This window comes from Brevundimonas sp. KH_060 (assembly GCF_057838275.1).
The window spans coordinates 2,615,207-2,633,461 of record NZ_CM174463.1; the positions used below are offsets into that span (position 1 = coordinate 2,615,207).

At 66.9% G+C, this 18,255-nt stretch carries 18 protein-coding genes; 6 read left to right on the forward strand and 12 right to left on the reverse strand.

What is annotated here, in order from left to right:
• Window positions 1-21: 21 nt before the first annotated feature.
• The 5 genes from AC3IPP_RS12940 to rpsD all read right to left on the reverse strand — a co-directional run bounded on the left by AC3IPP_RS12940 (window position 22) and on the right by rpsD (window position 4,264).
• The gene (locus AC3IPP_RS12940) at window positions 22-402 is read right to left on the reverse strand and encodes a hypothetical protein (protein ID WP_087140957.1); all 381 of its coding nucleotides are present in this window, start codon (window positions 400-402) and stop codon (window positions 22-24) included.
• Window positions 402-530, reverse strand: coding sequence for a hypothetical protein (locus AC3IPP_RS12945; protein ID WP_003163590.1), 129 nt, complete (start codon window positions 528-530; stop codon window positions 402-404). The genes AC3IPP_RS12940 and AC3IPP_RS12945 overlap by 1 nt, the downstream gene beginning before the upstream one ends.
• Window positions 531-618: 88 nt before the next feature.
• The gene (locus tag AC3IPP_RS12950) at window positions 619-2,973 is read right to left on the reverse strand and encodes a bifunctional diguanylate cyclase/phosphodiesterase (protein WP_489149258.1); all 2,355 of its coding nucleotides are present in this window, start codon (window positions 2,971-2,973) and stop codon (window positions 619-621) included.
• 115 nt (window positions 2,974-3,088) lie between these two features.
• Window positions 3,089-3,484: a hypothetical protein gene (locus AC3IPP_RS12955; RefSeq protein ID WP_489149259.1), complete on the reverse strand. Its 396-nt coding sequence runs from the start codon at window positions 3,482-3,484 to the stop codon at window positions 3,089-3,091.
• 162 nt (window positions 3,485-3,646) lie between these two features.
• Window positions 3,647-4,264 carry a 30S ribosomal protein S4 gene (rpsD, locus tag AC3IPP_RS12960; protein ID WP_003169687.1) on the reverse strand — a complete coding sequence of 206 codons (618 nt, stop codon included), beginning with the start codon at window positions 4,262-4,264 and terminating at the stop codon, window positions 3,647-3,649.
• Between the two features lie 313 nt (window positions 4,265-4,577).
• Here rpsD and AC3IPP_RS12965 point away from each other — a divergent pair, with 313 nt between their 5' ends.
• Both AC3IPP_RS12965 and AC3IPP_RS12970 read left to right on the forward strand, forming a co-directional pair.
• Window positions 4,578-7,184 carry a TonB-dependent receptor gene (locus AC3IPP_RS12965; protein ID WP_489149260.1) on the forward strand — a complete coding sequence of 869 codons (2,607 nt, stop codon included), beginning with the start codon at window positions 4,578-4,580 and terminating at the stop codon, window positions 7,182-7,184.
• 62 nt (window positions 7,185-7,246) lie between these two features.
• Entirely contained in the window at window positions 7,247-8,068 is an 822-nt protein-coding gene (locus tag AC3IPP_RS12970; RefSeq protein WP_489149261.1) for a hypothetical protein, read from the forward strand.
• Between the two features lie 76 nt (window positions 8,069-8,144).
• Here the strand turns inward: AC3IPP_RS12970 and AC3IPP_RS12975 are convergent, their stop codons facing one another.
• Window positions 8,145-8,759 (reverse strand): superoxide dismutase, encoded by a 615-nt coding sequence (locus tag AC3IPP_RS12975; protein ID WP_087140962.1) that lies wholly within the window; start codon window positions 8,757-8,759, stop codon window positions 8,145-8,147.
• A gap of 192 nt (window positions 8,760-8,951) precedes the next feature.
• Here AC3IPP_RS12975 and AC3IPP_RS12980 point away from each other — a divergent pair, with 192 nt between their 5' ends.
• Window positions 8,952-9,140 carry a hypothetical protein gene (locus AC3IPP_RS12980; protein ID WP_087140963.1) on the forward strand — a complete coding sequence of 63 codons (189 nt, stop codon included), beginning with the start codon at window positions 8,952-8,954 and terminating at the stop codon, window positions 9,138-9,140.
• A gap of 368 nt (window positions 9,141-9,508) precedes the next feature.
• Here AC3IPP_RS12980 and cckA read toward each other — a convergent pair whose 3' ends face one another.
• Genes cckA through fliQ form a run of 4 tightly spaced genes read right to left on the reverse strand, consistent with a single transcriptional unit; the run spans window position 9,509 to window position 13,778 of the window.
• The gene (cckA, locus tag AC3IPP_RS12985) at window positions 9,509-11,593 is read right to left on the reverse strand and encodes a cell cycle histidine kinase CckA (RefSeq protein ID WP_489149262.1); all 2,085 of its coding nucleotides are present in this window, start codon (window positions 11,591-11,593) and stop codon (window positions 9,509-9,511) included.
• Between the two features lie 59 nt (window positions 11,594-11,652).
• A complete protein-coding gene (gene flhB, locus AC3IPP_RS12990) occupies window positions 11,653-12,729 on the reverse strand; it encodes a flagellar biosynthesis protein FlhB (RefSeq protein WP_489149263.1) in 1,077 nt (358 codons plus the stop codon).
• The gene (gene fliR, locus AC3IPP_RS12995; RefSeq protein WP_489149264.1) at window positions 12,722-13,492 is read right to left on the reverse strand and encodes a flagellar biosynthetic protein FliR; all 771 of its coding nucleotides are present in this window, start codon (window positions 13,490-13,492) and stop codon (window positions 12,722-12,724) included. Before fliR ends, flhB begins: the two co-directional genes overlap by 8 nt.
• A gap of 22 nt (window positions 13,493-13,514) precedes the next feature.
• Entirely contained in the window at window positions 13,515-13,778 is a 264-nt protein-coding gene (fliQ, locus tag AC3IPP_RS13000) for a flagellar biosynthesis protein FliQ (protein ID WP_003163604.1), read from the reverse strand.
• A 191-nt stretch (window positions 13,779-13,969) separates the two neighbouring features.
• Between fliQ and AC3IPP_RS13005 the strand changes: the two genes are divergently transcribed.
• Both AC3IPP_RS13005 and folE read left to right on the forward strand, forming a co-directional pair.
• Entirely contained in the window at window positions 13,970-14,959 is a 990-nt protein-coding gene (locus tag AC3IPP_RS13005) for an OmpA family protein (RefSeq protein WP_489149265.1), read from the forward strand.
• Between the two features lie 87 nt (window positions 14,960-15,046).
• On the forward strand, window positions 15,047-15,637 hold the full coding sequence (folE, locus tag AC3IPP_RS13010; protein WP_087141053.1) for a GTP cyclohydrolase I FolE: 591 nt from the start codon (window positions 15,047-15,049) through the stop codon (window positions 15,635-15,637).
• A gap of 24 nt (window positions 15,638-15,661) precedes the next feature.
• On the opposite strand, the gene AC3IPP_RS13015 is transcribed toward folE, so the two are convergent.
• Window positions 15,662-16,552, reverse strand: a complete 891-nt coding sequence (locus AC3IPP_RS13015; RefSeq protein WP_489149266.1) for a tetratricopeptide repeat protein — start codon at window positions 16,550-16,552, stop codon at window positions 15,662-15,664.
• A 135-nt stretch (window positions 16,553-16,687) separates the two neighbouring features.
• Between AC3IPP_RS13015 and AC3IPP_RS13020 the strand changes: the two genes are divergently transcribed.
• Window positions 16,688-17,833, forward strand: a complete 1,146-nt coding sequence (locus AC3IPP_RS13020; protein ID WP_489149267.1) for an acyltransferase family protein — start codon at window positions 16,688-16,690, stop codon at window positions 17,831-17,833.
• Here the strand turns inward: AC3IPP_RS13020 and AC3IPP_RS13025 are convergent.
• Complete coding sequence (locus AC3IPP_RS13025; RefSeq protein WP_087140968.1) at window positions 17,830-18,213, reverse strand: VOC family protein; 384 nt, start codon at window positions 18,211-18,213, stop codon at window positions 17,830-17,832. The genes AC3IPP_RS13020 and AC3IPP_RS13025 overlap by 4 nt on opposite strands.
• Window positions 18,214-18,255 lie beyond the last annotated feature (42 nt).

An 18,255-nucleotide genomic window follows, 5' to 3' on the forward strand; every position in this document is an offset into this window, starting at 1 on the left:
CCCTTAAGGAGAAGGCGTCGTCTACAGGCTGATCGGGTTGATCACCCGGACCGGCTGGCCCGTTTCCAGACCCAGTTCGGCATAGGTCCAGCTGACCGTCACGCCTTCGGGCACGAGCGCGCGGCACATGTCGGGCGTGCGGCGCACCAGCGTCAGCTCAGCCGGATCAGAGTCCTTGATCTGCACTTCGAAGCTCGACGCCTCGGTGCATCCGTTGGACCCGACAACGACATTCAGGCGCTGCCCGTCGAAGTCGACGCGGCGCACCGCCTCCACGGCTTCGGTCTTGACCGTATCACGATCCGTAATGACCGAGACCTTCTCGCCGCCCTCATTGGAATAGATGACGCACCCGCCCAGCAGGGGCAGCAGGACGCCGACGGCCAGCAGAGCGCCGCGCATCAGGCGCCTTCCGCCGGCGGCGTATGAATGACGCGCGTGGTCGGCTTCTCAGTGGCGATGATGATGCAGCCCGACAGAGCCGGCGCGGCGACGGCCGCCAAGGCCAGGGCGATGATGATGCGGCGCATGAGACGCGTCCCTTTTCTTTAACTTGGCCGGACCCTGCCAGCGCCCGGTCGCAGGGTCATGTGAATAATCAGCAAGGATCGCCGCCCATCACGCGGCGGTCGCCGTCTCCTGCAGATCGATCCAGGCCGCGCCGTGGGTCAAGGCGTCGGCCTCAGGCTGAGGCCGACCCAGCAGGTAGCCCTGTACCTCATTGCAGCCCTGAGCGCGCAGGAAGGCCAACTGCTCTGCGGTCTCGACGCCTTCGGCCAGCACCGGGATCGACAGGCTTTCGCCGATGGTCAGGACAGCGCGGATGATGGCCCGCGACTGCGGCGCCTCGCCGTCCAGTTCGGTCATGAAGGAGCGATCCAGCTTGATCTTGTCGAAGGGGAAGGCCTTCAGCGTCGACAGCGAGGAATAGCCCGTGCCGAAGTCGTCCATCGCGATGGTCACGCCCAGCGCCTTCAGCTGACGCAGCACATGGGTGGTGCGCGCCATGTCGGTGATCATGGCCGTCTCGGTGATCTCCAGCTCCAGGCGTGACGGCGACAGGCCGGTCTCCAGCAGGATCTGATGCACCAGACGGGGCAGGTCGACGTGGCTCAACTGGACCGGCGACAGGTTGACCGCGATGCGATGCGGCTCGTCCCAGGCGGCGGCCTGGCGGCAGGCCTGACGCAAAACCCATTCGCCGATCGGCAGGATCAGGCCGTTCTCCTCGGCCACGGGAATGAAGTCGGCCGGCGAGATGTAGCGGCCTTCATCGTTCTTCCAGCGCAGCAGGACTTCATAGCCGGTGGCCTTGCCGGTGCTGACCGAAGCCTGGACCTGATAGTGAAGCTCGAACCGCTCGTTTTCGAGAGCCTCGCGCAGGGCCTGGGTCACACGACGGCGGGCGCGGACCGCCTGGTCCATGTCCGCCTCATAGAAGCAGACGTCCTGGGTCAGCGACGCCTTGGCCCGGTACATGGCCAGGTCGGCGTTGTTGATCAGAGTCGACACGTCATGGGCGTCTTCCGGCCACAGCGACACGCCGATGCTGGCGCCGCACGACACGTCGGCATGGTCGAGGGTCACGGTCTGAACAACGGCCTGACGCAGGCGCTCCGCCACCGCGCGGGCTTCGTCGCGGGTCGCCACCGAGGCCAGGGCCAGGAATTCGTCCCCGCCCTGACGCGCGATGAATTCGCCTTCTCGCAGAACGCCCTTCATACGCTCGGCGATGATGCACAGAAGCTGGTCGCCGACCGCGTGGCCGTACAGGTCGTTGACCTCCTTGAACCGATCCAGGTCCAGGGCGAACAGAGCCAGGGTCTCGCCCTCGGCCGCCGTCTGCTTCTGGCGCGTCAACCGCTCCAGGAAGGAGGCGCGGTTGGGCAGGCCGGTCAGGCTGTCGTTGCGGGCCAGGTGCGCGATGCGGCGTTCCTGGGCCATGCGGGCGCGCAGGTCGCGCACGGCGTAGATCATGGTGCGGCCGCGCGCCGTCAGGTCGCGGCGGGCCGACAGTTCGACGGGAATCTCTTCGCCGCCGGCTATCAGTATGGTCTGGGTCACAGCGCCGTCGTCGAGACGGTGGGCGTCCTGCACCCAGTCCCCCAGGTCGGCGCCGATCAGGCTGTCGCGGTCGGTTCCGGCCAACTCGACCAGGACTTCGTTGACGGCCACGATGACGCCGTCGCGCTCGATCGCCATGCCGTCGACGCCGGTCTCGAGCAGATACTGCAGACGCTCGCGGTTCAGCGCCAGGGCTTCCCGATCCAAGGCGTGGCTGGCGGCGCCGGCGCCCAGCACCAGCAGGCCGACGCCGGCGACGCCCAGCGCCAGAACATGGCGCGCGTCCTCGCCGGTCAGCATCCCATCCAGCGGTCCCAGCGGGATGACGGTCATCGCCGCCATGGCCGTGAAATGCAGGCAGACGATGCCCAGCACCATGGCCGCCCCGCCCTTCAGCCGCGCGAAACGATCGTCAGCCGACGCCAGACGGAAGGCCAGGGCGCCGAAAACCACCGAACCGACGATGGAGACCGCCAGATAGACGGCCGACCAATGGACCACGCCCTCGACCGACAGGGCGGCCATGCCGACGAAGTGCATCCCGGCCACAGCCATGCCGAACAGGGCGCCGCCCGCCTCGACGGCGAAACGGCGGCGCATGGAGGCCGTCGCCAGGGCCAGGCCGACGCCCAGGATCGCCACCGCCAGGGAGACGCCCGTCAACATCGGCTCATAGGCCGTCTCGACGCCCGGTCGATAGGCGATCATGGCCACGAAATGGGTGCACCAGATCGTCGCCCCACCCGCGACGGCGCCCAGGAACAGCCACGAAAGGCGCGACAGCCCTCCGTTTTCCCTAATCCGTCTCAACAACCCTGTGGTGATGAAGCTGCCCAGCAGGCAGATCAGGGCAGCCAGGGCGACGAGCCCCAGATGGTGCTCGTCGGTCAGACAGGTCAGGACACGCATGGAAGACGCCGTGGAGGAAAGGAGTCCACAGTCCTAAAAGCCAAGGCGTTAACCCTGGCTGTCTCGATATGAATAATGAAGTTTGAAAAAAACGGCCCTTAAGCCGTCTAAGCCCTTACTGGCTGACGGCCACGGCCTCGCCGTCCATCATGTAAGGATTGTTGACCAGAACGTTGGCGCCGGGCGGAAGGCCCAGTTCCTGGAAGGTCCACTCCATCTGCACTCCGCCCTTGACCGGACGGCTGCAGCGATCTTCGTCCAGACGGCGCAGGGTGATGACCGCCGAGTCCTTGAGCTGGGTGATGAAGGGCTTCACGTCGCTCTTGTCGGTGCAGCCGTTCGAGCTGACGCGGAACACGGCCAGGTCGCGGGTGAAGGCGGCGGCGTGAATCGGCTCCAGCTGACCCGGCATCCCTTCCGTCCGCACCAGAGCGCCCGGCTTCGGGGCGCATCCGGCCAGGGCGGCGACAGACAGCGCCACGACGGCGCAGAAAGCGATCCGATATCTCATCTCGGCCTCCCGCGGCTCGATCCTGACAGCAAAAGGCACCATGCCTTGGTTTGGCCCAAAAGGGAACCGCCGCTGTGCCTCATTAAAAAAGAGGCCCCGGCGAGCCGGAGCCTCTTTCTTGTCTTGAACCGCAACCCGACGGATCGGGCGGGATCGTCGAACTTACGAGGAGTAGTATTCGACGACCAGGTTCGGCTCCATCTTCACCGGATAGGGCACGTCGGACAGTTCCGGCACGCGGCCGTAACGAACCGAGAAACCACGATCGCCCAGTTCCAGATAGTCAGGCAGGTCACGCTCGCTCGACTGCTGGGCTTCGAGCACCAGCGCCATGTTGCGCGACTTTTCCTTGACCTCGATGACCTGCCCCGGCTTGACGCGGTACGAACCGATGTCGACCTTCTTGCCGTCGACGGTCACGTGGCCGTGCGAGACGAACTGGCGAGCGGCCCAGACGGTCGGCACGAACTTGGCGCGGTAGACGATGGCGTCCAGACGCGATTCCAGCAGACCGATCAGGTTTTCCGAGGTGTTGCCCTTACGACGGGCGGCTTCAGCGTAGGTCGCCGCGAATTGCTTCTCGGTGATGTTGCCGTAGTAGCCCTTCAGCTTCTGCTTGGCCTTCAGCTGCAGACCAAAGTCCGAGACCTTGGACTTGCGGCGCTGGCCGTGCTGGCCGGGGCCGTAGGAACGCTTGTTGACGGGAGACTTGGCGCGACCCCACAGGTTTTCACCCATGGCCCGGTCGAGTTTGTACTTGGCGCTATGGCGCTTGGACATGTGTCACTCTTCATCATGATGCGGCCCGGCTGCTCCCCGATTGGAGCGGCGATCTCAACGGCGGTTCACGCATCGTCCGTAGTCAATTCGCGCCTGGGGCAGTACCCGATGCGAGAAGGGCGCGCTTATGAAGGCGGCGAGGCCAGGAGTCAATGTCGGCGGCCTTGTTGGGCCTGGCGGACTCCGGTTCTGGATCATTCTTCGCCTAAAGGGCGCCAAACAGTGATGAAAACCCCATCGAGCTGAAACCGTAGCGTCGTCGCTGAAGCCTAGCTGCCCCCGACATCAGTATCGCTTTCGGGGATTCGTCAGCATGACCTCTGTTCGCCGCGCCGCCGCCTGGCTGCTCGCCACCTCGGCCCTATGCGCGCCGACCCTCGCCCAGGCCCAGATTTCGGCGCAGGCTGAAGGCCAGGACCCGGCCGTCGAAGTCAGCGAGATCGTCGTCACCGGCCAACGCGAGGCCCAGCGCGCGGCCATCGCCGTCAAGCGCCGCCAGTTCGAGATCATGGACGCCGTCTCGTCCGACGACATCGGCAAGCTGCCAGATCACAACACCGCCGCCGCCCTGCGCCGTATCCCCGGCGTGTCGATCATGGAGGACCAGGGCGAGCCGCGCTGGCCGATCCTGCGCGGCCTGGCCTCGACCTACAACCGCACCACCATCGACGGCGCCTTCGTCGGCTCGGTCGACGAGAGCGCCCGCACTGTGCCGATGGACATCGTCCCCTCGGTCATGGCCGGCCGCCTGGAGGTCATCAAGACGGTGACGCCCGAGAACGACGGCAACGCCATCGGCGGCGTCATCAATGTGCGGACCCGCAGCGCCTTCGACCGCAACGGTCCCTTCTTCGACGGTATGGCTTCCTACGGTGCCTATGAGCGCAGCGGCGACGTGCGCAACGACGACCCCTCCTATCGCCTGAGCTTCGCCACCGGCCGCCGCTTCGGCGCCAACGACGAATGGGGCGTGGTGGTCGGCGCTTCGCACGAACAGCTAGACTACGACATCCCGCAGGTCGAGGTCGCCGCCCCCTCGGTGCGCGAGTACGACGCCGACGGCAAGCCGGTGGACTCCGGCTCGGCGGCCGGCAACGGCATCCAGGTTCCGACCCAGCATCGCCTGTTCTGGTACAATAACACCAAGCAGCGCTCAGGCGTGAACGGCAAGCTGGAGTGGCGTCCGTCCAACACCTTCCGCTGGGAGGCCTCAGCCCTGTGGGCAAGCATGGAGGACGATGAGGAGCGCATCGAGTTCCGCACCGAGCCGAACGGCAACGTCTCGAACCAGACCCAAACCTCGGGCCTCTTTGCGGCTGGGCGCAACATCGTCGGCCTGAACCAGCCGATCACCCAGCGCGAGATCAGTCTGGTCCGCAGCGGCTTCCAGTGGGACGCCGCCAGCCAGTGGGCGCTGGACGGCGATCTGTCCTACTCCAAGGCACAGCTGGAGACGCCGAACACCTCATATGAGTTCCGCACGGCGGCCCATTCTGACTTCGGCTTCAGCTACGATACCTCGGACTTCTTCCCGGTCTTCACGCCGACCGATCCGGCCGCCTTCCGCGACGCCGCGCGCTACAACCTGCAGCAACGCCGGGTGTCCCTGACCACCAGCGACGAGGACACGGTGCAGGCCCGTTTCAACGCCGCCTTCGACGACGGCGGCCATGAGCGGAACCTGAAGGTGAAGTTCGGCGGCCTGATCCGCTCCAGCGACCGCTCCTACGCCAGCACCCGCACCGACTATAAGACCGCGCCCGGCTTCGCCTTCACCTTCGACGAGGTGGACGTGGCCGGCCCCAGCGAACTGATCCAGGGCCGCTATGACCTGGGCGCCCGCATCGACGCCGGTCTGGCCGAGAACTTCTTCACCGCCAACCGCGATCGCTTCACCGCCACGACCGCCCTGCCGGTCGGCGACTATGACGTGACCGAGGACGTCTACGCCGCCTATGGCCAGGCCAGTTATCGGATGGGCGACGTCACCGTCCTGGGCGGACTACGCTACGAGAAGACCGAGGTGGAGTCCCAGGCCATCCGCAACACTGGGGGCGTCCTGACCCCGGCGCACAACGAAGGCGGCTATGAGAACTGGCTGCCCAGCGTCCACCTGCGCTGGGACGTGCGCGAGGACATGGTGGTGCGCGCCGCCTGGACCAACACCATCGGCCGTCCGGACTTCGGCTCCCTGGCCGCCAGCGAGAACCTGAGCTTCGACGGCTCCCAGCCGACCCTGTCGCGAGGCAACCCCAATCTGGAGCCGCGCGAGAGCGAGGGCTTCGACCTGTCGTTCGAATACTATCCGACGGACGGCCTGATCTCGGTCGCGGTCTTCACCAAGTCGATCGACAATGAGATCTTCACCCTCAGCTCGGTGCAGCGCATGGACGTAGGCCGGGGCATGGAGGACGTGCTGGTCTCCACGCCGATGAACGCCCAGTCGGCCGAGATCCGCGGGATCGAGCTGGGCTTCCAGCAGGCCCTGACCATACTGCCGGCGCCGTTCGACGGCTTCGGCGTCAGCGCCAACGCCACCTTCCTGGACACGGAGTTCACCTTCCTGACCTCGGCGGGCGAGCGCCACACGGGCCTGTTCCAGCAGCCGGACACCACCACCAACGCCTCGATCTATTATCAGCGCGGGCCGTTGGAGGCGCGGATCTCGCACAACTACGTCGGCGGCTTCCTGGAGACGATCAACGACACCACCCCCAACGCCGATCAATACTGGAAGGGCCGTCACCTCTATGACGCCTCGATCAGTTGGCGCTTTGACAACGGGGTGACGATCTTCGCCGAGGGCCAGAACCTGAACGACGCCGGCCGCCGCGAAGTGACCGGCCCGAACCAGGGCTATCTGCAGGAATCCGCCGAATACGGCCGCACCTTCTGGTTCGGCGTCTCCGCCAGCTTCTGATCCTGCCCTCTCAGGCCGCCTTTCCGATCGGGAAGGCGGCCTTTTCTGTTTGAAAGTCCGTCATGCTGATCACGACCCTCGCGGCTCTTGCCCTGATCGCCCCCGAACAAGCGACCGCGTCTGCGGCCCCGCCGCCCGCCCCAGCGCTTTCAGGACAGTTACAAACCGTCCGCCGCTATCCGTCCGACGCGCGCCAGGGCGTCGCCGTCGGCCCCCACGACGTCTACGCCGTCTCCAACTGGTCCCTGACCCGCTACGACAAGGCGACCGGCGAGAAGCAAGCCCAATGGTCCGGCGATCCCAAGCGCTTCCCCCACATCAACTCCTGCACCCTCATCAACGTTGAACTGGTCTGCGCCAGCTCCAACTTCCCCGGCACGCCGCACGTCAGCACGGTCGAGGTCTTCGACGCACAGGACCTGCACCATGTACGCAGTGTCGCCCTCGGTCTGGGGACCGGCTCCCTGACCTGGATCGAGCGTCACGACGGCGCCTGGTGGGGAATGTTCGCCAACTATGACGGCCGCGGCGGCGAGGCCCCGCGCGACCACCGCCACACCACCCTGGTCCGCTTCGACGACCAGTGGCGGCGCACCGAAAGCTGGGTCATCCCGGCCTCCATCCTTGAGCGGGTCGCGCCCATGAGCATCTCCGGCGGCGGCTGGGGGCCGGACGAGCGGCTCTATCTCAGCGGGCACGACCATCCCGAGCTTTACGTCGTCGCCCTGGCCCAGGGCGGCGGGGTCCTCGATCACGTCGAGACCCTGGGCATGGAGGCCGAGGGTCAGGCCGTTGACTGGGACGAAAGCACGCCCGGCGTCCTCTACGGCATCACCCGCCGCACGCGTGAAATCCTGGCCATGCGCCTGTCGACCGCGCCCTGAAACGCCGCCGACGGCTCAAGAAAAAACGGCCCCGGAAGCGATTCCGGGGCCGTCTTCATTTCGGTTCAGAACCGGCTCAGCCCTTGGCGGCTTCGTACAGTTCGTTGACCTTGTTCCAGTTCACCACCGACCAGAAGGCCTTGAGGTAGTCGACCCGGCGGTTCTGGTACTTGAGGTAGTAGGCGTGCTCCCACACGTCGGCGGCCAGCAGGACAGCGCCCTTCTCGGCCGCGTCGTCCATCAGGGGGTTGTCCTGGTTCGGGGTCGAGGTGACCTTCAGCTTGCCGTCCTGAAGGATCAGCCAGGCCCAGCCCGAACCGAACTGACCGGCGCCGGCGGCGTCGAAGTCGGCCTTGAACTTGTCCATGCCGCCCAGTTCGGCGTCGATCTTGGCGGCCAGTTCAGCCGAGGGCTCGCCGCCCGTGCCGACCGGGGCCAGCAGCTCCCAGAACAGGCTGTGGTTCCACACGCCGCCGCCGTTGTTGCGGATCGGCTTCGGCAGCTTCGACATGATCGCGAAGATGTCTTCCAGCGACTTGCCTTGCGCCTCGGGCGTGGCGTCGACGAACTTGTTCAGGTTATCGACATAGGTCTGATGGTGCTTGTCGTGGTGGAAGGTCATCGTCTCCTTGTCGATGGCCGGCTCCAGCGCGTCATAGGCGTAGGGCAGCGGGGGCAGGGTGAAGGCCATGGGAGACTCCTCTTTACGGCGTTTGATTCCTCTGGACCCTATCTAGGGCCGCGCGCGCCATACCCAAGCCTTGAACGTCGCCTTTGTTCACAATTCTCGAAGTGAACGCGCTTTTCGGAACCCAAAGCGCGAAACAGCCGTTTCCCACACGCCCCAGACCGTCTTTCAGGTCGTTTATCAGGGTGATGCGCCATGTCTGATCGCGCTTCTTCGCGAAACGCGCTGCTGTCGGACGCCGAGGCAGAGAGTCTGCGCCTGCAATTGCTGGAAGTGATCCCGCGCCTTCGACGCCATCATCTGCTGGACCTCGCCGACACCCTGCACGAAGCCGCGCGAGAGCGGCGGATGGGCGAGCCGCGTCAATTCGACGTTAGAATATAAGCTCACCCGTCAAAGCCTCCGCTTGCGCAGCGCCCGAAGTCGGGCAAAGTCGCTGAACGAGAAATTGCGAGGAGATCCGTCATGTTCCGATGCTGCGTCGTCCTGACGGCGGCATTGACGCTGTCAGCCTGTTCGACGGGCCCGCTTGAACCTGTGCGGTCCGCAGACGCCGTTTCCGCCGACACGCGATGCCGCACTGCGCCGCAGCCGGACGGCGGCTCATCCGTTGGCTGCACCCTGTGGGAGCGGACCACGACAACAACGACCACCACAACCGTCCTGCCAAGCGGGGAAAGCGCCACAACAGTGCAACGCACGCGAACGGGCGACGACCGCTAACCCAGCCAAGCGACGCGCCTTTCGAGTCCTCACCCCGCGTGCAGTTCCTGCTTCACGCGCTCGGCCAGGGTCTTGATGTCCAGCGGTTTGGGCAGGAAGGACACCCCGACCTCGTCCTGCAACAGGTCCGAGAAGTCGCTTTCGGCGTAACCCGAAATGAACATGACCGGGGCGTCGCCGAGGAAGGGCCGCGCCTTCCTCAGCAGCGACGGCCCGTCCAGACCCGGCATGATGACGTCCGAGATGAGCATGTCGATCTGGCCCGCCCATTCCTCGGCCAGGATCAGAGCCTCCTCGCCGTCAGCGGCCTCGATCACCTCATAGCCGCGCTGGCGCAGCAGGCGGGCGGCGATGCCGCGCACGGCCGCCTCGTCCTCAACGAACAGGATGCGGCCCGCGCCCGACAGGTCGCGCGGCGCCTTGACGACCTTCTCAACCACGGGGGCCTCGACCAGCTCCTCGGCCGTGGCGGCGGGCAGAAAGATGCGGAAGGCGGCCCCCGCGTTTTCCAGATTGGCGACCGTGATATGGCCGCCCGCCTGCTGAGCGATGCCGTAGACAGTGGCCAGGCCCATGCCCGTCCCCTCGTTCACCGCCTTGGTGGTGAAGAAGGGCTCGAAAATCTTGTCCAGCAGCGCCGTCGGCACGCCGGGGCCGGTGTCCGACACCTCGATCAGGGCGACCTCATCCGTCGCCTCGCGCCAGCCCAGGTCGCGCGCCTGTGCGCCCGTCAGGCGGCGGGTGCGGATGGTGACGACGCCCGCGCCCGGTTCGACCACGCCGCGCATGGCGTCGCGGGCGTTGACGGCCAGGTTCATCACTGCCGTCTCCAACTGGCTCTTGTCGGCCAGCACCAGCGGCAGGTCGCGGCCGTAGTCGGTCTCCAGCCGCACGTCCTCGCGCAGCAGGCGGCGCAGCAGCACCGCGAACTCGCCGACCAGTTCGCCCAGGTCCAGCCGCTCGCGCCGCACCGTCGACTTGCGCGAGAAGGCCAGCAGCTTGCGCACCAGATCGGCCGCGCGGATGGCCGTCTGGCGGATCTCGTTCAGGCCCTCGTAGGAGGGATCGCCGACCGGGTGCCGCTCCAGCAGGCCCGACAGTTGCAACTGGATGGCCGTCAGCAGGTTGTTGAAGTCGTGCGCCACCCCGCCCGCCAGCTGACCCACGGCCTGCATCTTCTGGGCCTGCGACAGTTGCAGCTCCATCGACTTCTGCGCCGCCACATCGAACAACCAGACGCGGCGCTTGTCGCCTTCCAGCGCGACATAGAGATGCAGTTGCCGATCCGGGTGGGCGCGGGCGATCAGCTCGATCGGGCCGGACGATCCGGCCTCCAGCTTGGCGCGGGCCTCGTCCACGCCCGCCGGGTCGAACAGATGGCCGAAGGCGGCGTCGCCCGAAGCCGCCGGGCCGGTCAGCAAGGCCAGCGCCGCGTTGGGCTCCTCGACCCGGCCCGCGAACAGGTCTTCGCCGCCGATGACGGCCGAACCGAAGGGCGCGCCGGCGGCCATGGCGCGCGCCTCGCCCGTCGGGGCGAGGGGTTGGGGCGCGGCGGGCGCGCTCGGGGCCAGCGGCAGAACGGCTTCGGGCGCGGCGCGAACCAGGAAGCGCCCCTCCCCCGCCTGACCGATCAGCACCTCGATCTCACGCGCGCCGATCTGGACGATGGCGCGGCCCTGATGCCCTCCGCGCGCTTGGGCGAAGGCCATGTAGAGGGCTTGCGCCGACTTGCCGCCTCCCTTGCCGGCTCTGGGCAGGGTGGTGACGGTGCCGTTCTCCTCGGCCCAGGCGGCGTTGTAGGCGAGCACCTGACCCGACGGCTGCACCAGGGCGGCGGGCTCGGCCATGGCGTCCAGCATCTCGACCGCCGCATCGCCCGAGGCGGGCCGCCGCTCGGACCGGCCGAAGGCGGACAGCCAGATCAGCGCCGTCGCCCCCGCCGCGAAGATCAGGATCAGCCCCGGCGCGGTGAAGGCGCTGGCGCGGAACGCCGGATAGGCGATGGCGGCGATCGCCAGGGCGAAGCCGACCGCCATCACGACCAGCCATGGGTCGAAGCGCGGACGGCGCGCGGCGCGGGCCTTCTGGCGGTCTTGCGGTCGGGAAATGGTCATGGCGTCTCGCCCGCGCGAATCAGGGTTCGTCAGCATACGCCGTTCCTCCGCCGTCGCCTTCATCGCCGCTTCCTCTGCTGCATGACGAAGCCGATGACCTTGGCCGCCGCCTCGAAGTGGTCGCGCGGGATGATGTCGTCCACCTCGACCGCCGCATAGAGGGCGCGGGCCAGGGGCACGTTCTCGACAATGGGCACATTGTGCTCCCTGGCCACCTCGCGGATGCGCAGGGCCAGGGCGTCGACGCCCTTGGCCACGCAGACCGGCGCGCCGTCGCCCTGGTCTGGCTCATAGCGCAGGGCGACCGAATAGTGGGTCGGGTTGGTGATGATGACGGTGGCGTCGGGCACGGCCTGCATCATCCGTTGGCGACCGCGCTGCATACGGATCTGACGCAGCCTGGCCTTGACGTGCGGGTCGCCGTCGGACTGCTTGAAGTCTTCCTTCAGCTCTTCCTTGGTCATCCGCATCCGCTTGGCGAAGCGTACCCGCTGCCACAAGTAGTCGGCCCCCGCCGTCAGCGCCAGGAAGACCAGGGCCGACACCATCAGCGCCAGCGCCAGGTCCCGCGCGAACGGTAGGATCATCGCCGGGCTCATGGCCGCCAGATTCTCAAGCTCGCGCGTATGCGGCTTCAGCACCATCCAGCAGACGGCGCCGATGGCGACCAGTTTGATGAAGGTCTTGAGGAACTGCACCAGGCCGTCCGGGCCGAAGATGCGCTTGATCCCTTCCAGCGGGCTCACCTTCGACCACTTGGGCTTGATCTTATCGGCGGTGAAGATGAGGCCCGACTGAGCCAGATTGCCGCCGACCCCGCCCAGGATGACGGCGAACATCAGGGCCGCCAGAAAGGGCGCGGCGGCCCAGACAGCCTGCATCCCGATCTCGACGCCGGCGCCGGCCTCCAGGCCTCCGATCATGGCGTGCGGTTGGGCCAGAAAGGGGGTCAGTCCCTCGGCGATCTGGGTCGAGAACCAGCCGCCGCCCGCCAGCAGCACCCCTGCCGCGCCCGCCAGCGACAGCGCCGCCGCCACGTCCGGCGACTTGGCGACGTCGCCCTTTTTCCGCGCCTCTTCGAGTTTTCGCGGGGTGGCGTCTTCTGTTTTCGACTCGGGATCGGGACCGTCAGCCAACGGCGCCTCCCGTGAAGAAGGCCGCCACCGAACGGTAGCGGTCGATGAAGACGGTCCCCACCACGCCCAGGCTGAGCGCGAACACCGACAGGCCCAGGATGACGCTCAAGGGCGCGGCGGCGAAATAGACCTGGAAGCTGGGCATGACCCGCGCCACCAGCCCCGAGGCCAGGTTGAAGATCAGGGCGAACACCAGCACAGGCGCCGCCAGTTGCACCCCCAGCATGAAGCTCTGGCTCAGAGTCTTCACCGCCATCGTCGTGAAGTCCGAGACGATCAACGGCTTGGCCGGGGCGATGGCCTCATACGACCCGACCATGCCGCCGATGAACAGGTGGTGGGTGTTGGTGGCGAACACCAGCGTCACCCCCAGCAGCATGAGGAAGGCCGACAGGGTCGTGCCCGGCTGGGCCTGCATGGGATTAGCGGTCTGGGAGAAGCCCAGCGTCGTCTGCAGGGAGACGATCTCGCCCGCCGTGGTCAGGGCGGTCATGAAGCTGCGCAGGATGGTGCCGATGGCCAGGCCGGTCAGCACCTCGCGGATCACCCAGCCGACGGTGGCGCCCAGGGTCGCAGGCAGGGCCGGCAGGGCGCCGCCCACGATGGGCCACAACGCCAGCGACAGCACCAGGGCCAGCGACAGGCGGACCCTCGGCGGCACATAGGATTCGCCGAAGCCGGGCAGCATCATCAGGATCGCGCCGACGCGCGCGAAGATCAGCCCACCGGCCCAGACCTGTTCCGCCGTGGCGTAAGGCTCCATGTTCCTGCCCTACAACCCCGCCCTACATGCCCGCGATGCGAGCGGCGATCTCGCGCATGAAGCCGCCCAGCAGGGCGCCCATCAGCGGCAGGAACAGCAGCAATGACACGAAGATGGCGATGATCTTGGGCGCATAGACCAGGGTCTGCTCCTGGATCTGCGTCAGGGCCTGGAACAGGCCGATCGCCACGCCGACGACCAGGGCCACGATCAGGGCCGGCAGGCACAGCTGGATCGTCAGCCACAGGGCGTCGCGACCCACATCCAGAACTTCCGCGCCGCTCATCGCCGATCCCCGAGACGCCCCGAACACACGCGCGGGACAGTGGGCAGAAAATGCCGACAGGATGGTTAACGCGACGTTAGGACGATGGAATGAGACCGATGTTCCGGTCGATGCGGTTTCGCGTGATTGACAACAGCGGCGACTAGACGAACGTTTTCGCCCTCCCCCGATCAACGCCTGAAGGATGCCTCATGAAACCGTTCCTGCGTCTCGCCTCCGTCCTGATGGTCGCGGCCTCGGCCTCACTGGTCGCCGCGTGCGACAACAAGGCGCCGGAACCGGCTGAGACGGCGGCGGCCCCCGCGGCGGCGAACGAAGCGGCGGGCGCCTTCGACGTGAACAGCGTGGCGCTGTCGACTGCTAGCCTGGGCGACTTCCCCTATCTGCGCCTGCCCGACGGCTACAAGCCGCAGAACAGCGAAACGCACGACTTCGCCGACTTCCCCTTCTGGACCGGCGCCGGCTTCCAGATGGTCGAAGGCCGCGTCCACCAGACCCAGATCACCAACGACAGCGGCAAGAGCTTCTCGCGGCTGGAGCTGCTGCGGAACATGGAGCACGCGCTGAAGGAGGCGGGCGCCGTTCGCATCTTCGACGGCCAGATTCCCAATGAAGCCGCCCACGCCTTGCCCGAGGCGGTGCAGATGGCGGCCCTCAACGGCATCGGCGACATCTACAACAACCCGTCGCAGACCTGGATCATCCGACAGGCTGACCGCACCGTCTGGGTTCACCTCTATGTCGGCAGCGCGCAAGGCGCGATGGCGGTGGCCGAGGTCAAGGCCCTGGCGCCGACCGCCGGCCTGCTGCCTGCCAGCGAACTGGCGCGCAAGATCGCCGCCGACGGCCGCGTCGCCGTGCCGGTCGAGTTCGCACTGGACAAGGCCGACATCCTGGATGTCTCGCGCCCTCAGGTCGACGCCGTGGCCCAACTGCTGAAGCAGGAGACAGGTCTGCGCCTGTCCGTCGAGGGGCACACCGACAACACCGGTGCCCCGGCCCGCAACCGTCCCCTGTCCGAGGAACGCGCCCGCGCCGTGGTCGCCGCCCTGACGCAGCAGGGGATCGACGCCAAGCGGCTGGAGGCCAAGGGCTTCGGCGCCGACAAGCCGGTGGCCGACAACGCCAGCGACGAGGGCCGCGCCCGCAACCGCCGCGTCGAACTGGTCCGCCTGTCCTGATCAGCAGACTGCCCTGATCGGGACGGAAGCAGTTTTAAACAGCGGCGCCGTTTCCAAAACCTGCGCGGGGGAGGTATGCAGCCTGTCATGAGCGACCAGACCCCCTCCTCCCCCGCCGTTTCCCAGGAAGAAGCCGAAGCCGCCGTCCGCACCCTGATCCGCTGGGCCGGCGACAATCCTGCGCGCGAAGGCCTGATCGAAACGCCCAAGCGCGTGGCCAAGTCCTATCGCGAACTGTTCCAGGGCTATGAGGTCGAACCGCGCGACTATCTGGAGAAGACGTTCGAGGAAGTCGGCGGCTACGACGAGCTGGTGGTCCTGAAGGACATCCGTTTCGTCAGCTTCTGCGAGCACCACATGCTGCCGGTGGTGGGCAAGGCGCATGTCGCCTATCTGCCGACCGACCGGGTCGTCGGCATCTCCAAGCTGGCCCGCGTGGTGCGCGGCTACGCCCGCCGCCTGCAGATCCAGGAGAAGATGACGTCCGAAATCGCCAACGCCATCCAGGACGTGCTGCGCCCCCACGGCGTCGGCGTGGTTATCGAGGCCGAACATAGCTGCATGACCATGCGCGGCGTCGATGTCCCCGGCGCCAGCCTGATCACCAGCTGCCTGCTGGGCGTCGTCCGCGAAGACCCGCGTACGCGCGAAGAGTTCCTGCGGCTGGTGCGGGGCTAGGCCAGACCCGCAAACCGGCGAGCCTTACGGGTTCGCCGGCTTCACCGCCTCGCCGGGCAACGGCCTCACGATCACCGGGGCCACCGGCGGCTGTCCCGCCTCCAGCCCGTCGATATAGGCGAGTTGCGCCTTGGCGGATCGATCCTCGGGGTCCAGCTTCAACGCCTCGTCATAGGCGGCGCGCGCCTCGGGCAGTCGCTTCAATTCAATCAAGCTGAAGCCCCGACTGCGATGCAGAGCTCCGGCGTTCAACGTGATACGGATGGAATCGGACGCCAGCGCCTCGGTCGCCAGGCTTAAGGCCTCTTCATTGCGCCCCGCCGCCTGCAGGGCCGATGCCTTTTCCTTGATCAGCACCCAGTCGTCCGGTTGGCGGGCCAGGCCCTGATCCAGCACGGCGACCGCCTCGTCCAGACGCCCGCGCTCGCCCGCCTCGCTGCCCAGCATCAGGGCGATCAGAGGATAGACATTGGGCTGCTGCCGCACGGTTACGTTGGAGGCGCCGGCTTCCACCGCTGAGGCCTGGAGCACCGTCGCCATCACCATGGTTTCGCCGATGTCCAGCGTGCGCACGATCCAGTCGTTCGCCGCTCGCTTCTCCGTATGCGGATAGGCCGCGGGCGCGCGCTCCATCGCACGTCGGAGCGCAGGCAAATGGCGATCCATACCGGCGTAGCCGCGCGCCTGCATGTCGCGCATCGCCCGCTCCAGCAGATCGAAGTCCCGCTTCTCCTGGCCCGCGAGATCCCCGCTCACGATATTGACGGTCACCGTGGGCCGCGCCTCCTGGAGCGTCCCCGCCTTGATCGCCCCTGCCGGGGGCGATGAAGCCTGCTGGGCGCTGACGCCGCCCGGCGCCGCCAGCATCAAGGCCAGGGCGGTCGCGCCGCCGATCATTGCAAAAGCCTTTTTCACGGTCGCCCTCTCGCTCCACCATCGAGATTTCGTCGTTATACCAGATGCAAAGCGCCGCGCCAGCGACAGATTCACCCAGGAGGCCGGGGGCCCGGCCCCATTCTTGCGTAACAACATTCGAACAAGGGGGTCGTGATGCTGCAAGCTGTGTTTTCGTCCCGGAATGAGCCGCCGCCGATCATGCGCGGCGGCTGGCTGGACGCGCTGCGCTTCATCGTGGCCGCCCTGATCATCCTGCATCACTTCCAGATGTCGGCGCCCGTCCCCCTGGCCGAGGGGCTGCATCCCGTGTTCGAGCGGGGCGGCTTCCTGCTGACCAACTTCTTCCTGATCGACAGCGGCTATGTGCTGATGCGGGTCTATGGCCGCGCCGTCGGCTCAGGCCGGATGTCGAAGAGCGACTTCTTCCTCAAGCGGGCCTTGAGGGTCTATCCGGCGCACCTGATCGTGCTGGGTCTGCTGGTGGCGCTGGTGCTGGCGGCGACCGCTGCGGGCATGCCGCCCAGCCATCCCGAGTGGTTCGCCTGGGATCAGCTTCCCGCCCAGGCGGCCCTGGTGCAGTCGTTCGGCGTTCACGGCGGCCTGGGCTGGAACGCCCCGACATGGTCGATCTCGGCGCTTCTGGGCTGCTACGTCGCCTTCCCCTTCGTGCTGCGGGGCCTCAGCCGGATCGGGCCGTGGACGGCGCTGACCCTGGTCGTCGTCGGCTATCTGGCCGCCAATGAGCTGAGCTGGGCGATCCTGAAGTATCCAGTCTATCAGATGCCGCTGAACCTGGGCATCTGGCGCGCCCTGCCCCTGTTCATCCTGGGCATGGGACTGGCCTGGTTCGCGCAAGGCGTGTGGATCAACGCCCGCATCGCCGGCTGGGCCGGGGTGCTGGCCGCCGTTGGTCTGGCCGTGGCCCAGTATTTCGACAAGAACGCCCTGCTGTCGCTGTTCTTCATCTCCGTCATCATCCTGGCGGCGGGCGCCGTGCCGACCAAGCGGCCGTCGAAGCTGGTCGAGGCGGCGGCCATGGTCTCCTTCTCCATGTTCATCTCGAACGAAGTGGTGCGCATCGCCTGGTTCGGCCTGGCCGAGGCCTTCGCAAACAAGCTGGCGCTGGGCGAGGCCTGGCGCTGGGGCTTGTGGGTTCTGGGCGTGCTGGCGGCCTTCGTCTTCGCCTTCGGCTTGCATTATCTGATCGATCAGCCGATCCAGAACCGCATCCGAGCCTGGCTGAAGGCGCGCGGCAAGGGCGCCGCCGTCAGCCAGCCGGTCGTGTCGCTGGAAGGCTAGGCGCCGCCCGCCCCGCCGACCAGGTGCAGGATGTTGCCGTCCGGGTCCTTGAACCAGGCCAGTCGCAGCGGCCCTGCGACATGGACGTCGCCGTCATGCGCCATGCCGTCATAGCGTTCAAAGACGACGCCCTTGGCTTTCAGGTCGGCGACGATGTCGTCCACCTCGACGCCCACGTCCCACGTCACAGCGTTGGCCTGGTTCGTCCCGGCAAAGTCCGAGCGATAGACCGTCAGCCATGTGCCGCCGGTGCGATAACCCAGCACCCCGTCCATGCCGGTGTCCGCCAGGTTCAGACCCAGTACATCGGAGTAGAAGGCCCTGGCCCGCTCCAGATCCTTCACCGCCACGATGGCCGAGGAGTTCTTGTTCTTGAGCATGGTGCGTCTCCCTTGTGGGGAGACAACCAACCGCAGGCGAGG

Excerpts from the sequence above, each read along its gene's own strand:
- AC3IPP_RS12940 (WP_087140957.1), bottom strand. The coding sequence starts at position 402 with ATGCGCGGCGCTCTGCTGGCCGTCGGCGTCCTGCTGCCCCTGCTGGGC.
- AC3IPP_RS12945 (WP_003163590.1), bottom strand. The coding sequence starts at position 530 with ATGCGCCGCATCATCATCGCCCTGGCCTTGGCGGCCGTCGCCGCGCCG.
- AC3IPP_RS12950 (WP_489149258.1), bottom strand. The coding sequence starts at position 2,973 with ATGCGTGTCCTGACCTGTCTGACCGACGAGCACCATCTGGGGCTCGTC.
- AC3IPP_RS12955 (WP_489149259.1), bottom strand. The coding sequence starts at position 3,484 with ATGAGATATCGGATCGCTTTCTGCGCCGTCGTGGCGCTGTCTGTCGCC.
- rpsD (WP_003169687.1), bottom strand. The coding sequence starts at position 4,264 with ATGTCCAAGCGCCATAGCGCCAAGTACAAACTCGACCGGGCCATGGGT.
- AC3IPP_RS12965 (WP_489149260.1), top strand. The coding sequence starts at position 4,578 with ATGACCTCTGTTCGCCGCGCCGCCGCCTGGCTGCTCGCCACCTCGGCC.
- AC3IPP_RS12970 (WP_489149261.1), top strand. The coding sequence starts at position 7,247 with ATGCTGATCACGACCCTCGCGGCTCTTGCCCTGATCGCCCCCGAACAA.
- AC3IPP_RS12975 (WP_087140962.1), bottom strand. The coding sequence starts at position 8,759 with ATGGCCTTCACCCTGCCCCCGCTGCCCTACGCCTATGACGCGCTGGAG.
- AC3IPP_RS12980 (WP_087140963.1), top strand. The coding sequence starts at position 8,952 with ATGTCTGATCGCGCTTCTTCGCGAAACGCGCTGCTGTCGGACGCCGAG.
- cckA (WP_489149262.1), bottom strand. The coding sequence starts at position 11,593 with ATGACCATTTCCCGACCGCAAGACCGCCAGAAGGCCCGCGCCGCGCGC.
- fliR (WP_489149264.1), bottom strand. The coding sequence starts at position 13,492 with ATGGAGCCTTACGCCACGGCGGAACAGGTCTGGGCCGGTGGGCTGATC.
- fliQ (WP_003163604.1), bottom strand. The coding sequence starts at position 13,778 with ATGAGCGGCGCGGAAGTTCTGGATGTGGGTCGCGACGCCCTGTGGCTG.
- AC3IPP_RS13005 (WP_489149265.1), top strand. The coding sequence starts at position 13,970 with ATGAAACCGTTCCTGCGTCTCGCCTCCGTCCTGATGGTCGCGGCCTCG.
- folE (WP_087141053.1), top strand. The coding sequence starts at position 15,047 with ATGAGCGACCAGACCCCCTCCTCCCCCGCCGTTTCCCAGGAAGAAGCC.
- AC3IPP_RS13020 (WP_489149267.1), top strand. The coding sequence starts at position 16,688 with ATGCTGCAAGCTGTGTTTTCGTCCCGGAATGAGCCGCCGCCGATCATG.
- AC3IPP_RS13025 (WP_087140968.1), bottom strand. The coding sequence starts at position 18,213 with ATGCTCAAGAACAAGAACTCCTCGGCCATCGTGGCGGTGAAGGATCTG.